A 13,248-nucleotide genomic window follows, 5' to 3' on the forward strand; every position below is an offset into this window, starting at 1 on the left:
GCACTCCTCACGCACGCAAGGACGACTTCGTCATGCCCAAGAACACCTCCACCCGCACCAAGCAGCGCCGCGCCGCCGCGATCGCCGCGGCCGTCGCCGTGGCCGCGATCCTCCTCGGCACCGTCTCGTACACCGCGACCAGGCCCGAGGCCCGTACGGACGCGGCCGATGCGTCCGATCAGCAGGCGGACACCACCGAGGCCAACGGCGAGCTCACCGACAAACTGGCGAAGCTCGCACGGCGCGACGCCAAGGACCCCCTCGCACAGGGCCGCGCCGACGCGCCCGTGGTCCTCATCGAGTACGCCGACTTCAAGTGCGGCTACTGCGGGAAGTTCGCCCGCGACACCGAACCCGACCTGGTGAAGAAGTACGTCGACGACGGCACGCTGCGCATCGAGTGGCGCAACTTCCCCATCTTCGGCGCCGACTCGCAGTCCGCCGCGCGCGCCGCGTGGGCGGCCGGACAGCAGGGCCGCTTCTGGCAGTTCCACAAGGCGGCCTACGCCGACGGCGCCAAGGACAAGGGCTTCGGCGCGGACCGCCTCGACGCGCTCGCCCGCGAGGCCGGGGTAAAGGACCTCGACCGGTTCCGCACCGACCACGCCGGCAAGGCGGCGGAGGCAGCGGTGAAGCAGGACAGTGACGAGGCCTATGCACTCGGTGCCACCTCCACGCCGTCCTTCCTCATCAACGGGCAGCCCCTCGCGGGCGCGCAGCCCGAGGCCGCGTTCGAGCAGGTCATCGACGCGGCGAAGGCGCAGTCCGCGAAGTCCGGCGGCGGCAAGTGATCGACATCGGCTACTTCGCGGCGTTCCTCGGCGGCCTGCTGGCTCTGCTCAGCCCGTGCAGCGCCCTGTTGCTGCCGGCTTTCTTCGCGTACTCCATCGACAGCCCGACCCGGCTCGTCGCCCGCACCGGCGTCTTCTACCTGGGGCTCGCCACCACACTCGTCCCGCTCGGCGCCGCCGGCTCGTACGCGGGCCGCTTCTTCTACGGCAACCGTGACCTGCTCGTCTCCGTCGGCGGCTGGCTGATCATCGCGCTCGGGGTGCTCCAGATCGCGGGCCGCGGCTTCGCCTCCCGCCGCATGTCGGAACTCTCCGGCCGCATCCGCCCCACCAAGGCCGTGTCCGTGTACGCGCTCGGCGCGGTCTACGGCCTCGCCGGTTTCTGCGCGGGACCGATCCTCGGCAGCGTCCTCACGGTCGCCGCGCTCGGCGGGCACCCGGTGTACGGCGGGGCGCTGCTCGCGGTGTACGCCCTGGGCATGGCCGTGCCGCTGTTCCTGCTTGCCCTGTTGTGGGACCGGTTCGAACTGGGCGGGAAGCGGTGGCTGCGCGGGCGCCCGGTCCGTATCGGCCGTTTCGAGACGCACTCGACGTCGCTGGCCTCCGGCCTGTTCTTCCTGGCGCTCGGAACGCTGTTCCTCGTCTTCGACGGGACGACGGCGCTGCCCGGACTCCTCGACGTCGACAACTCGTTCGCCGCCGAGCAGTGGGCGCGCGGCATCGGCGACCGGGTCCCGGACCTGCTCGTGCTCGTCGCGGTCGTCGTGCTGGTCGGCGCGTTCTTCCTCGTACGGGCCCTGCGCGGGCGAGCGGAGAACGTACCCGTCGAGAGCGAATAGCGCCCGGTGGCAGTGGGCGAGTTGACGCCAATCTCCGGCGGCGACCGCCCCGCCCCACGCGCCCCGCAGGCCCCGGGCGACGCCCGGGGCCGCGTCAACACCGCACGGTGACACGCCGTGTTGTCCTGAAGTGCCCCCGTACGAGCGAAAACCTGTCGCGCGGGGCCGACCACCCGTGGCTGAATGAACGCCGGGCGACCTCCGAAAGACGCAGCGATTCCAGCCCCAGTGAGCGGGCTCCCGCTCATATGGTTAGGCTGTAGCCGCACGGTTACCGCAAGTGGGTCCGACACCTTGACCCATGGTGGCCGTACAGGGAGAGACCGAGAACCACGGCCGACCCCACCAGCGACAACCGGCGCCACCGCGCCCGAACTGGCCTTCTACACAAGCCCGATCGGGCGCCGGACCCCGCGCGACGCTGGGCCGGACTGCCGAAGCGGGTTACCCGACACACAAGGAGTGCGCGGTGACACCAGAGAAGACGAATCGCGAACAGAGCCCGAAGGACCGAACCGAGCGGGCCGGCCGTCGTAGGCCGGAGAAGCTCGGAAGTCTCGACGTGTGGGCGAGGTCGGCGCCGATTCGCCTCGCGGGGTACGAGGACGATTTGGCGGAGCCGCACATTCTGCCGAGCGTGGATTAGTTTCGCTGGGCCGGGGCTGGGGCCGCGGGGCTCTGCCCGGGCCCCACGCCTCAATCGCCGGCGGGGCTTGATTGTGGAGACTCAGCCTGCGAACACCCGTTGGCCACCCACATAAGTCTGCTCGACTCGAGTCGCGGCGATTTCCTCGACCGGCCCTGCGAACGGGTCCCGGTCCAGGATTGCGAGGTCCGCGAGGTGGCCCGCCGTGACGACCCCCGTCTCCGCGTCCAGATGGTTCACATACGCGCTACCGGAGGTATACGCCGCGAGCGCGTCGCCCAGACCGATGCGCTGCTCCGGCAGGAACACCGGCGTGCCCGCGGGCGCGTCGGCCAGTACCCGGTTCACCGCCACATGGATCCCCTGAAGCGGATCCGGGCTGCTCACCGGCCAGTCGCTGCCCGCCGCAAGCGTCGCCCCGGCCCGCAGCAGCGCCGCGAACGGGTACTGCCGGGCCGAGCGCTCCGCCCCGAGGAACGGGATCGTCAGGTCGTCCATCTGCGGCTCGTGCGCGGCCCACAGCGCCTGCATGTTCGCCGTCGCGCCCAGCTCCCGGAACCGGCCGATGTCATCGGGGTGCACCACCTGAAGATGCGCGAGGTGTGGACGCGTATCCGTCCAACCATTGGCCCCCCGTGCCGCTTCCACGGCATCGAGTGCCTCGCGGACGGCCCGGTCGCCGAGCGCGTGGAAGTGCACCTGGAAACCGTGGGCGTCCAGTTCGGTCACGTACTTCTTCAGCGCCTCGGGCGGTACGAAGCTGATGCCGCTGTTGTCCGAGCGGCAGCCGCAGCCGTCGAGATACGGGCCGAGCAGCGCCGCCGTGCCGTTCTCCGCGACCCCGTCCTGCATGATCTTCACGGTCGTCGAGCGGAGCCGGCCACGGGTGCCGGCCTCGCGCCGGGCGAGCAGTTCCGGGATCTGCTCGGTGCCGCGCGCCCGGTCCCACCACAGCGCGCCCACGACACGTGCGGTGAGCCGCCCGTCGTCGGCGCACGCGAGATACGCCTCCGTGGGGTCGGTGAGGTTGGCGTGGTCGCCGAGGATGGCGTCCTGCCAGGCCGTGACGCCGAGGGAGTGCAGGTGTTCCTGGGCGCGGAGCAGCCCCGCGATCTTCTCCTCGCGGGTGACCGTGGGGAGCAGCCGTCCGACGAGGTTCGCGGCGCCCTCCTGGAGCATGCCCGTCGGCGCGCCGTCCCTGTCGCGTTCGATGCGGCCGTCCGAAGGGTCCGGGGTGCGGGCGTCGAGCCCGGCGGCCCGCAGGGCGCGGGAGTTGACCCAGGCGCCGTGGTGGTCGCGGTTGACCAGGTACACCGGCCGGTCCGACACCAGGGCGTCCAGCTCGGCCGCCGTCGGCAGACCACCCGGGAACGCCTCCATCGCCCAGCCGCCCCCGGTGATCCACTCGACGTCCGGATGCGCGCTCGCGTACGCGGCGATCCGCTCCCGGTACTCGGCCAGCGTCGTCGAACCGCTCAGGTCGCACTGCCCCATCTCCATGCCCGCCCCGACGGGGTGCGCGTGCGCGTCCTGGAAGCCGGGGATCAGCAACTTCCCGGCCAGGTCGACCACTTCGGTACGCGGGCCGATCAGTTCACGCACCTCGTCGTGGCCGACGGCGACGATCCGCTCGCCCCGCACCGCGACCGTGGTGGCGCGCGAGCGGGCGGGGGAGCCGGTGTGGACGGGGCCGCCGGTGAAGACGAGGTCGGCGGGTGCGGGCATGGTCTCAACTCCTAGTGCATGTGCGGGTGTTACGAGGCGGGGTGTCGGTCAATTGGCCGTCGGCGGCCCGGCAAGTTCGACGGCGGCGGCGTTCGTGCCGCGCCCGGTTGTGAAGTAGGGGGAGCGGCGCCCGTACTTGGCGACAGCGGCCATCACCAGGCCGGACACGACGATCGCCCCGGGCACCGCAAGCATGAACCACCCATTGTCCGGCGACAGTTGGAAGTGGTCGCTCATCGTGGCGTACGAGTAGGCCAGATACGCCCCGATGCCGAGCAGCGCGAGGGCGCTGACCCCCGGCACGAGGACCGCGCGCACCGCCTCCCGGGGTGCGGTGCGCAGCAGTGAGCGGAAGCGGACCGAGCAGGCGAGGGCCGTGAGGCCGTAGTAGAGGGCGACGGTGAGCCCGATGGAGTTCACGGCGGCGAGGATCATCTCGTTCAACTTCGGTATCGCCAGGGCCAGTAGGGCCATCACCGCCGCGATCGACATCACGACGACGGTACCTGCCGCCGGCGAACCGTAGCGGGGGCTCACCCGCGTCCACACCTGCCCCATCGTCCTGTCCCGGCCCATCGCGAGCAGTCCGCGCGCCGTCGGGATCACGCTGGCCTGCAGGGATGCCACCGCCGAGAACAGCAGCGCGAGGAGCGGCAGGCTGGCCACCGGCTCGTCGGCGAGCTTCGCGCCGAGGTAGGTGAGGGCCTGTGGGCCCTGCTCGACCAGCTCGTGCAGCGACATCTCGCGCTGGAAGGCGACGGAACCGTAGAGGAACAGCGCGAGCATCGCGAAGAGGGCGATCAGGCCGCCGCGCCCCGCGTCCCGCACGTCCTTCGTCTCCTCGGTCACCGTGAACGCCGCGTCCCAGCCCCAGAAGAAGAACACGGCGAGGACCAGGCCCTGAGCGAAGGCCGTGCCGCCGTGGATGTCGAACGGGTTGAACCACGACCACTGGAAGGCGTGCGCGCCGGTGACCAGCGACCAGCCGCAGAACCCGAGCAGCACCACGTACTCGAAGACGAGCAGCCAGGCCTGGAGGCGGGTCGCCTTGCGGACGCCGGTGACCGCGGTGACGGTGACGGCGGTGAGCACGAGCAGGCCGACGACCGTCGACAGCGCCGTCGAATTCGGATCGAGGTCCAGCCCCAACACTGTATGCAGGTGGGCCTTGTTGGCGAACTGCAAGAAGACCGAGCCCGTCACCGCGCTCGTGTACGCCATGAAGATCAGCGTGCCGACGAGCGTGACCCAGCCCGTGAGAAAGCCGAGCCACGGGCCGAGTGAACGGCCCACCCAGACGTAGCCGCTGCCCATGTTCGGCTCCTGGCGGTTGAGGCGCGCGTAGGCCACCGCGATCCCCAGGATCGGCAGGAACGCCACGAGCAGGACGGCCGGTGCGTGCAGCCCGACCGTGGCGGCGAGGGAACCCATCCCGATGCCGATGCTCGTGGTCGCGGCGGTGCTCGACGCGGCGATGGCGATGCCGTCGACGATGCCGAGGGAGCGGCGCAGGCCTGGTGGTTCGCTACTCATGATGGATCTCCTGGCGGCAGGGGAGGCGGGGGAGAGAGGGGTGCGCGAGGGGCGGTGACCGCGATCAAATCGGCCTTGCCTGCTTGCGTCAATGGTGTTGTCATAAGGAGGAAGTGTTGGACGAGGAGGAGGTGACGGTCATGTCGGAAGGGCGGATCCCGGTGGAGCGGCGGCGCCGCAAGCCGACGAAGTCGGGGGTGCTGCTGTCCGAAGACGTGATCGTCGACTGCGCGCTGCGCCTGGTCGGGCAGCACGGCGGCGACGCGCTGAGCGTGCGCAGGCTCGGCGCGGCCCTGGGCTGCGACCCGAGCGCCTTGTACCGCTATTTCCACAGCACGGACGACCTGCTGCTCGCCGTCTCCGACCGGATCATCGGCGAGGCGATGGACGGCTTCCACCCCGAGCGGACGGCTTGGCGCGACGGGCTCCGCGAGTTCGGCCTCCGCATCCACCGCGGGTACCGCGCGCACCCGCGGGTGGCGGCGCTCGCGGCGTACCGGGTGACGCGGCGGGCGCACGAGTTCCGGGCGGTCGACGCGGGGATCGGCCTGCTCAGGCGGGCCGGCTTCGGCGACGAGGACGCGGTGCGGCACTACTCCGCCTTCGTCGACACCGTCCTCGGCCACGCGGCCCTCGACGCGGCATACCTGGCACTCCCCGCGGAGCGCCGGGAGGCGGACGACAGGTCATGGACGGGCGAGTACGCGACCCTGTCGGCGGACACGCATCCCCAACTCGCTTCAGTGCGCCATCACTTGCCGCTGATGACGGGAAGCTCATTCGAGGTGGCGCTGGAACTGCTGCTGACAGCCTTGGAGGCCGCGGCCACTTCAAGCCCCGCCGGCGATTGAGTACGCCTATCAAGCCTCGCCGGCGATTGAGGCGCGGGGTCCGGGGCGGAGCCCCGCGACGTCAACCCCGGCCGACCGGACCGCTCACCCCAACTGCCCCCGCAACCACTCCTCCACCTCACCCACATGCGCCGCCGCCGCGGCTCTCGCCGCCTCCGGGTCATGCGCGGCGAGGGCCCGCAGGATGCGGGCGTGTTCTCGGCGGGTGCGTTCGAAGGCCCCCTCCTGCTCGTAGCCGCGCCACACCCGCGCCCGGAAGGTCCGGGAGGACAGCCCCTCCAGGATCGCCGCCATCGTGTCGTTGCCGGCTGCCGCGGCGATCGTTCGGTGGAACGCCAGGTCGTGGGAGAGGATCTCGTCCGGGTCGTCCGTCGCCTCCATCGCCGCCAAGTGGTCTTCCACCTCAGCGAGTTGCGCACGGGTGATGCGCGCCGCGGCGAGCGCCGTGGCCGTCGACTCCAGGATGCGGCGCACCTCCAGGAGCTCCACCAGTTGGGGCCCGCGCGACAGGTCGGCGACCACCCCGAACGTCTCCAGGAGGTCGCCCGCCTCCAACTGCGTGACGTAGATACCGGATCCGTGCCGCGCCTCCAGGGCGCCGAGCACGGTGAGCGCGCGGATCGCCTCCCGCATGGAGCTGCGCGAGATGCCGAGCTGCACCGCCAGGTCTCGCTCGGTGGGCAGCCGTTGGCCCGGCTGGAGCTCGCCGCTGCCGATCATCGCTTTGAGCTGGTCGATGGCCCGCTGGGTGACCGTGGCCTTCTGCATGCCGCGCAGTGTAACCAGCCAGGTGGTCCGACCACTACCAGGGAAGTCGGACCTCTTCGCGACACCAGAGGGCGTAAATACCGGGAAAACTTGCCTACGAAGGGTGTTGGCGCACCGAAGTGGTCTGATAAATATCTCGGCGCGGGCCGGAACCGGAGGGGCGGGGACCGGCCGTGCCCATGACTTCAGGAGCCGAGGAGCAGTCCGATGACTGGCACGACTGGCACCACGATGGACCCGAAGGGAACGACCGGGAGGAACAGGGCGGCACGCGCCCGCGGTTCCGGAAGGCGGGGGTTGGCCGCTGTGGCCCTGCTCGGCTGCGCGGCTCTCACCCTCGCCGCCTGCGGCAGCACCAAGGACACCGCGGCCGGTGCGGGCGGTGGCGGCGCGGGTGGCGATGGCAAGGGCAAGGTGGGTGTCATCCTGCCGCTGCTGACCTCGCCGTTCTGGCAGTCGTACAACGACTACGTGCCGAAGATGGCGAAGTCCGAGGGCGTGGACGCGCTGAAGACCGTCAACTCCAACAGTGACCCCTCGCAGCAGATCACGGACATCAACAACCAGCTCAACCAGGGCGTGAAGGGCCTCGTCGTCGCGCCGCTCGACAGCGCCGCCATCGGCGCCGGGCTCGACCAGGCCGAGCGCAAGGGCGTGCCGGTCGTCGCCGTGGACGTCGCGCCCGACAAGGGCAAGGTCGCCATGGTCGTACGGGCCAACAACGTCGCGTACGGCAAGAAGGCCTGTACGTACCTCGGCGACCACGTGAAGTCCGGCAAGGTCGTCCAGATCATGGGCGACCTCGCGTCGGTGAACGGGCGTGAGCGGTCCAAGGCGTTCCGGGACTGCGTGAAGGAGAAGTATCCGAAGCTCAAGGTCCTGGAGATTCCGGCGAAGTGGGAGTCGGACACGGCCGCCTCCAAGCTCGACACCCTCCTCAACGCCAACCCCGACATCAAGGGGATCTACATGCAGGCGGGCGGCGTCTATCTCGCGCCGACCCTGCAGACCCTCAAGTCCAAGGGGATGCTGGAGAAGGCGGGGTCCGCCAAGCACATCACGATCGTGTCGAACGACGGCATCCCGCAGGAGTTCGCCGCCATCCGCAAGGGCCAGATCGACGCGACGGTCTCGCAGCCCGCCGACACGTACGCCAAGTACGGCATGTACTACGTCAAGGCGGCCATGCAGGGGAAGAAGTTCAAGCCCGGTCCCACCGACCACGGCTCGAAGATCGTGAAGCTGCCCAGCGGCACCCTTGAGGACCAGCTGCCCGCCCCGCTGGTCACCAAGAAGAACGTCGACGACCCCGAGCTGTGGGGAAACACCGCCAAATGACCGCAGCCACACCGCCTTTGGTCGAGGCCCGCGGCATCGTCAAACGCTACGGACCCACGGTCGCCCTCGCCGACGGCCGGCTCACCGTGCACGCGGGCGAGTCCCACGCGCTCGTCGGGCGCAACGGCGCGGGCAAGTCCACGCTCGTCCAGGTCCTCACCGGGCTGCAGGGCGCCGACGCGGGCACGCTCACCTTCGACGGGGAGCCCGCGCCGCCGCTCGGCGACCGGGAGGCGTGGCGCGCAAAAGTCGTCTGCGTGTACCAAAAGCCCACTGTCATCCCAGAGTTGAGCGTCGCGGAGAACCTGTTCCTGAACCGGCAGCCGGGCGCCCGGCGCGGCTTCTTCAGCTGGAGGAAACTCGACGCCGAGGCCCGGGAGCTGCTCGATACGTGGGACGTGCGTGTCGACCCCGGCGCGCGCACCGCCGAGCTCAAGGTCGAGGACCGGCAAATGGTCGAGATCGCACGGGCGTTGAGCGGCGGAGCCCGGTTCATCGTGCTCGACGAGCCGACCGCACAGCTCGACAGCCGCGAGATCGACCGCCTCTTCGCCCGCATGCGCGCCCTCCAGGACTCGGGCGTGACCTTCCTGTTCATCTCGCACCACCTCCAAGAGGTCTACGAGGTGTGCCAGACGGTCACCGTCCTGCGTGACGCTCGCTGGATCACCACCGCCCCGGTCGCCGAACTGCCGCGGCCCGCCCTCGTCGAGGCGATGGCGGGGGAGGCCGTCGCGGAACAGGCGGCGGCCGCGGCGGAGGCGGTCGTCGAGCAGGCGGCCGACGACGCGGCCGCGCCCGTCGTACTCGAAGTGGCGGGGCTGACCTCCGACACGTACGAGGACGTGGACCTGACCGTGCGACGCGGTGAGGTCGTCGGGCTCGCGGGCTCCAGCGGCAGCGGAAAGATCACGCTCGCGGAGTCCCTCGCCGGACTGCACACACCCACCTCCGGCACGGCCCGGCTCGACGGGCGTCCGCTGCCCTTCGGTGATGTGTCCGCCGCGCTCGCCGCGGGTGTGGGGTGTGTGCCGCGTGATCGGCACGACCAGGGCCTCGTCACCGGGATGTCCATCGGTGACAACTCCACGCTGTCGGTGCTCGGGCGGCTCGGCAGGCGCGGGTTCATCGGCACGGAGAGCCGCCGGCGGTTCGCCCGCGAGCTGATCGAGCGGCTCGACATCCATGCGGAGGGGCCCGACCAGCCCGTGTCCGATCTTTCCGGTGGCAATGCGCAGAAGGTGGTGATGGCCCGTGCGCTCGCCTCTGACCCGCGGCTGCTCGTGCTGATCAATCCGACGGCCGGGGTCGATGTGAAGTCCAAGGAATCGCTGCTGCGGAGGGTCGACAGTGCGCGGGACGACGGGACGGCGGTCCTCGTCGTGTCCGACGAGCTCGACGATCTGCGGCGCTGCGACCGGGTCCTTGTGCTGTTCCACGGTCGCGTCACCGCGGAGCACCCGGCCGGGTGGGCGGACCATGCGTTGATCGCGTCTATCGAGGGGGTTTCCAGTGACGTCCAGTAATCAAGCCCGCCTTTTGGACGAGAGGCCGCGGGGCGGGCAGAGCCCCGCGACGTCAACCACGGCTCCCGCCAAAAACGTCCTCCTCCGCCGCGCACGCGAACTCGCCCTCGTACCCGCCCTGTTGCTGCTCCTCGTCCTCGGCGCCGTCCTCAACGACTCGTTCCTGACCGAGCAGAACATCATCTCCATCCTCGGCTCCTCCGCCGCCCTCGCCATGGTGGTGCTCGCCGAGTCCCTCGTGCTGATCAGCGGCAAGTTCGACCTGTCACTGGAATCGGTCGTCGGCATCGCGCCCGCCTTCGGTGCCCTGCTCGTCCTGCCCGTCGCGCAGTCCGGGTTCGGCACCGAATTCCCAGTCGCCGTATCGCTGTTGGCGGTGCTCGTGGCCGGGGCCTGCATCGGCGCCTTCAACGGTGTGCTCGTCGTCAAGCTGAAGCTCAACGCGTTCATCGTGACGCTCGCGATGCTGATCGTGCTGCGCGGACTGCTCGTCGGGGCGACCAAGGGCAAGACGCTGTTCGGGATGCCCGACGCGTTCTTCGCGCTCGCCACCTCCACGTTCCTGCGGGTCCCGATGTCGGTGTGGCTGGCCGCGATCGCGTTCGGGGTCGCGGGGCTCGTCCTCAAGTACCACCGCGTGGGCCGCGCCCTGTACGCGATCGGCGGCAACGCCGAGGCCGCCCGCGCCGCCGGCATCCGCGTCGAGCGCGTCATGCTCGGTGTCTTCGTGGTCGCGGGCGTCCTCGCCTCCGTCGGCGGCATCATGCAGACCGGATACGTGGGTGCCATCAGCGCTAACCAGGGCAACAACATGATCTTCACGGTGTTCGCCGCCGCGGTCATCGGAGGCATCAGCCTCGACGGCGGCAAGGGCACCATGTTCGGCGCCCTGACCGGCGTACTGCTGCTCGGTGTCGTACAGAACATGCTGACCCTCGCCCAGGTGCCGTCCTTCTGGATCCAGGCCATCTACGGCGGAATCATCCTGCTCGCCCTCATGGTCGCCCGCGTCACCACCGGCCGCGCCCAGGACTGACCCGCGCTCAGGAACGGCCCCCGCCCACCCCGCCCGAAAGGCACCCTGTTGTCCTCAACACCGGCCCGCGTCACCGCCGTCGACACGTACGACATCCGGTTCCCGACCTCCCGGGAGCTTGACGGCTCCGACGCCATGAACCCCGACCCCGACTACTCCGCCGCGTACGTCGTGCTGCGCACCGACGACCCGGGCGGACACGAGGGGCACGGGTTCACCTTCACCATCGGGCGCGGCAACGACGTCCAGGTCGCCGCGATCCGCGCGCTGAGCCACCACGTCGTCGGCCGCCCGCTCGACGAGCTGTGCGCCGATCCCGGCAGCCTCAACCGCGACCTGATCGGTGACAGCCAACTGCGCTGGCTCGGGCCCGAGAAGGGCGTGATGCACATGGCGATCGGAGCCGTCGTCAACGCGGCCTGGGACCTCGCCGCCAAGCGGGCCGACACACCACTGTGGCGGCTGCTCGCCGAGGCGGACCCCGAGTGGCTGGTGTCTCAGGTCGACTTCCGTTACATCGCCGACGCCCTCACCCCGGAAGAGGCCCTGGAGCTGCTGCGGGCCGGGCGGCAGGGCGCCGCCGACCGTGCCGCGCGCCTCGTCGAGCGCGGCTACCCCGGCTACACCACGTCGCCCGGCTGGCTCGGCTACAGCGACGAGAAGCTCACCCGCCTCGCCCGGCAGGCCGTCGCCGACGGCTTCACTCAGATCAAGCTGAAGGTCGGCGCCGACCTCGACGACGACATCCGCCGCTGCCGCACCGCCCGCGCCGTCGTCGGCCCCGACATCCGCATGGCCATCGACGCCAACCAGCGCTGGAACGTCGGCGACGCCGTCCAATGGACCAACGCCCTCACGGAGTTCGAGCCCTACTGGGTGGAGGAACCCACCAGCCCCGACGACATCCTGGGACACGCGACGATCCGTCAGGGCGTCGCACCCGTGAAGGTGGCAACCGGCGAACACGTACAGAACCGGGTCGTCTTCAAGCAGCTCCTCCAGGCCGGCGCCATCGACATCCTGCAGATCGACGCCGCGCGCGTCGGCGGCGTCAACGAGAACCTCGCGATCCTGCTGCTCGCCGCGAAGTTCGGCGTCCCCGTCTGCCCGCACGCGGGCGGAGTCGGCCTGTGCGAACTCGTCCAGCACCTGTCGATGTTCGACTACGTCGCCCTGTCGGGCACCACCGAGGACCGCGTCATCGAGTACGTCGACCATCTGCACGAGCACTTCGTCGACCCGGTCGTCGTCCGCCAGGGCCACTACACAGCCCCGACGGCCCCCGGATTCTCCGCCACCATGCACCCCTCGTCCATCGTCGAATTCACCTACCCGGACGGCGAGTTCTGGGCGAAGGACCTCGCGGGCCCCACCGCACAGGAACAGGGCACCACCGACCCGAACGGAGCCGCCGTATGAGCGATGCCAGCGTCCACAGTGTTCAGGACTTCGCAGGCCTCAAGGCCCTCGTCACCGGCGGCGCCTCCGGCATCGGCCGGGCCACGGCCGAACTGCTCGCCGCGCGTGGCGCCGACGTCGCTGTGCTCGACCGTGACATCACCGACGTGGACAAGCCGCTGCGCGGGTACGCCGCCGATGTCACCGACGACACCGCCGTGCGCGCCGCCGTGGCCGCGGCGGTCGCCGGGCTCGGCGGCCTCGACGTACTCGTCAACAACGCGGGCATCGGCGCCCAGGGCACCGTCGCCGACAACGACGACGCCGAATGGCACCGGGTCCTCGACGTCAACGTCATCGGGATGGTCCGCGTGGCCAGGGCCGCGCTCCCCACGCTCCGGGACTCCGAGCACGCCGCGATCGTCAACACCTGCTCCATCGCCGCCACGGCGGGGCTCCCGCAGCGGGCCCTGTACGCGGCGTCCAAGGGCGCCGTCCTCTCCCTGACGCTCGCCATGGCCGCCGACCACATCCGTGAGGGCATCCGCGTCAACTGCGTGAACCCCGGCACCGCGGACACCCCCTGGATCGGCCGGCTCCTCGACAAGGCGGACGACCCGGCCGCCGAGCGCGCCGCCCTCGAAGCCCGCCAGCCCACCGGGCGCCTGGTCTCCGCCGCCGAAGTCGCGGGCGCCATCGCCCACTTGGCGAGTCCACTGTCCGGGGCGACGACCGGCACGTCCGTCGCCGTGGACGGCGGCATGCAGGGGTTGCGGCTGCGCCCCGTGGAACAGTGA

The 13,248-nt window shown here is 70.6% G+C and carries 11 protein-coding genes; 8 read left to right on the top strand and 3 right to left on the bottom strand.

Annotation, left to right across the window (positions count from 1 at the left end; translation table 11 throughout):
* Positions 1 to 32 precede the first annotated feature (32 nt).
* Together ACWD2L_RS03655 and ACWD2L_RS03660 are read left to right on the top strand one after the other, a co-directional pair.
* The gene (locus ACWD2L_RS03655; protein WP_351330913.1) at positions 33 to 791 is read left to right on the top strand and encodes a DsbA family protein; all 759 of its coding nucleotides are present in this window, start codon (positions 33 to 35) and stop codon (positions 789 to 791) included.
* Positions 788 to 1,630, top strand: coding sequence for a cytochrome c biogenesis CcdA family protein (locus ACWD2L_RS03660; RefSeq protein WP_351330912.1), 843 nt, complete (start codon positions 788 to 790; stop codon positions 1,628 to 1,630). Before ACWD2L_RS03655 ends, ACWD2L_RS03660 begins: the two co-directional genes overlap by 4 nt.
* 727 nt (positions 1,631 to 2,357) lie before the next feature.
* Here ACWD2L_RS03660 and ACWD2L_RS03665 read toward each other — a convergent pair.
* A complete protein-coding gene (locus ACWD2L_RS03665) occupies positions 2,358 to 4,001 on the bottom strand; it encodes an amidohydrolase (RefSeq protein WP_351330911.1) in 1,644 nt (547 codons plus the stop codon).
* A 48-nt stretch (positions 4,002 to 4,049) separates the two neighbouring features.
* Positions 4,050 to 5,534 carry an APC family permease gene (locus tag ACWD2L_RS03670; RefSeq protein WP_351330910.1) on the bottom strand — a complete coding sequence of 495 codons (1,485 nt, stop codon included), beginning with the start codon at positions 5,532 to 5,534 and terminating at the stop codon, positions 4,050 to 4,052.
* 140 nt (positions 5,535 to 5,674) lie between these two features.
* On the opposite strand from ACWD2L_RS03670, the gene ACWD2L_RS03675 reads away from it, so the two are divergent.
* Positions 5,675 to 6,385 carry a TetR/AcrR family transcriptional regulator gene (locus ACWD2L_RS03675; RefSeq protein ID WP_351330967.1) on the top strand — a complete coding sequence of 237 codons (711 nt, stop codon included), beginning with the start codon at positions 5,675 to 5,677 and terminating at the stop codon, positions 6,383 to 6,385.
* Positions 6,386 to 6,469: 84 nt separating this feature from the next.
* On the opposite strand, the gene ACWD2L_RS03680 is transcribed toward ACWD2L_RS03675, so the two are convergent.
* Positions 6,470 to 7,153: a FadR/GntR family transcriptional regulator gene (locus ACWD2L_RS03680; protein WP_351330909.1), complete on the bottom strand. Its 684-nt coding sequence runs from the start codon at positions 7,151 to 7,153 to the stop codon at positions 6,470 to 6,472.
* 207 nt (positions 7,154 to 7,360) lie between these two features.
* On the opposite strand from ACWD2L_RS03680, the gene ACWD2L_RS03685 reads away from it, so the two are divergent.
* Genes ACWD2L_RS03685 through ACWD2L_RS03705 form a run of 5 tightly spaced genes read left to right on the top strand, consistent with a single transcriptional unit; the run spans position 7,361 to position 13,248 of the window.
* The gene (locus ACWD2L_RS03685) at positions 7,361 to 8,491 is read left to right on the top strand and encodes a sugar ABC transporter substrate-binding protein (protein WP_351330908.1); all 1,131 of its coding nucleotides are present in this window, start codon (positions 7,361 to 7,363) and stop codon (positions 8,489 to 8,491) included.
* Positions 8,488 to 10,017 (top strand): sugar ABC transporter ATP-binding protein, encoded by a 1,530-nt coding sequence (locus ACWD2L_RS03690; protein ID WP_351330907.1) that lies wholly within the window; start codon positions 8,488 to 8,490, stop codon positions 10,015 to 10,017. The genes ACWD2L_RS03685 and ACWD2L_RS03690 overlap by 4 nt, the downstream gene beginning before the upstream one ends.
* 13 nt (positions 10,018 to 10,030) lie before the next feature.
* Positions 10,031 to 11,053, top strand: a complete 1,023-nt coding sequence (locus tag ACWD2L_RS03695; protein WP_351330966.1) for an ABC transporter permease — start codon at positions 10,031 to 10,033, stop codon at positions 11,051 to 11,053.
* A gap of 48 nt (positions 11,054 to 11,101) precedes the next feature.
* Positions 11,102 to 12,472 carry an L-fuconate dehydratase gene (locus ACWD2L_RS03700; protein WP_351330906.1) on the top strand — a complete coding sequence of 457 codons (1,371 nt, stop codon included), beginning with the start codon at positions 11,102 to 11,104 and terminating at the stop codon, positions 12,470 to 12,472.
* Complete coding sequence (locus ACWD2L_RS03705; protein WP_351330905.1) at positions 12,469 to 13,248, top strand: SDR family NAD(P)-dependent oxidoreductase; 780 nt, start codon at positions 12,469 to 12,471, stop codon at positions 13,246 to 13,248. The genes ACWD2L_RS03700 and ACWD2L_RS03705 overlap by 4 nt, the downstream gene beginning before the upstream one ends.

The sequence above is a fragment of the Streptomyces sp. NPDC002754 genome (assembly GCF_053592315.1).

Coding starts and splice junctions, on each gene's coding strand:
- ACWD2L_RS03685 (WP_351330908.1), top strand. CDS start 7,361: ATGACTGGCACGACTGGCACCACGATGGACCCGAAGGGAACGACCGGG.
- ACWD2L_RS03680 (WP_351330909.1), bottom strand. CDS start 7,153: ATGCAGAAGGCCACGGTCACCCAGCGGGCCATCGACCAGCTCAAAGCG.
- ACWD2L_RS03705 (WP_351330905.1), top strand. CDS start 12,469: ATGAGCGATGCCAGCGTCCACAGTGTTCAGGACTTCGCAGGCCTCAAG.
- ACWD2L_RS03690 (WP_351330907.1), top strand. CDS start 8,488: ATGACCGCAGCCACACCGCCTTTGGTCGAGGCCCGCGGCATCGTCAAA.
- ACWD2L_RS03675 (WP_351330967.1), top strand. CDS start 5,675: ATGTCGGAAGGGCGGATCCCGGTGGAGCGGCGGCGCCGCAAGCCGACG.
- ACWD2L_RS03670 (WP_351330910.1), bottom strand. CDS start 5,534: ATGAGTAGCGAACCACCAGGCCTGCGCCGCTCCCTCGGCATCGTCGAC.
- ACWD2L_RS03665 (WP_351330911.1), bottom strand. CDS start 4,001: ATGCCCGCACCCGCCGACCTCGTCTTCACCGGCGGCCCCGTCCACACC.
- ACWD2L_RS03655 (WP_351330913.1), top strand. CDS start 33: ATGCCCAAGAACACCTCCACCCGCACCAAGCAGCGCCGCGCCGCCGCG.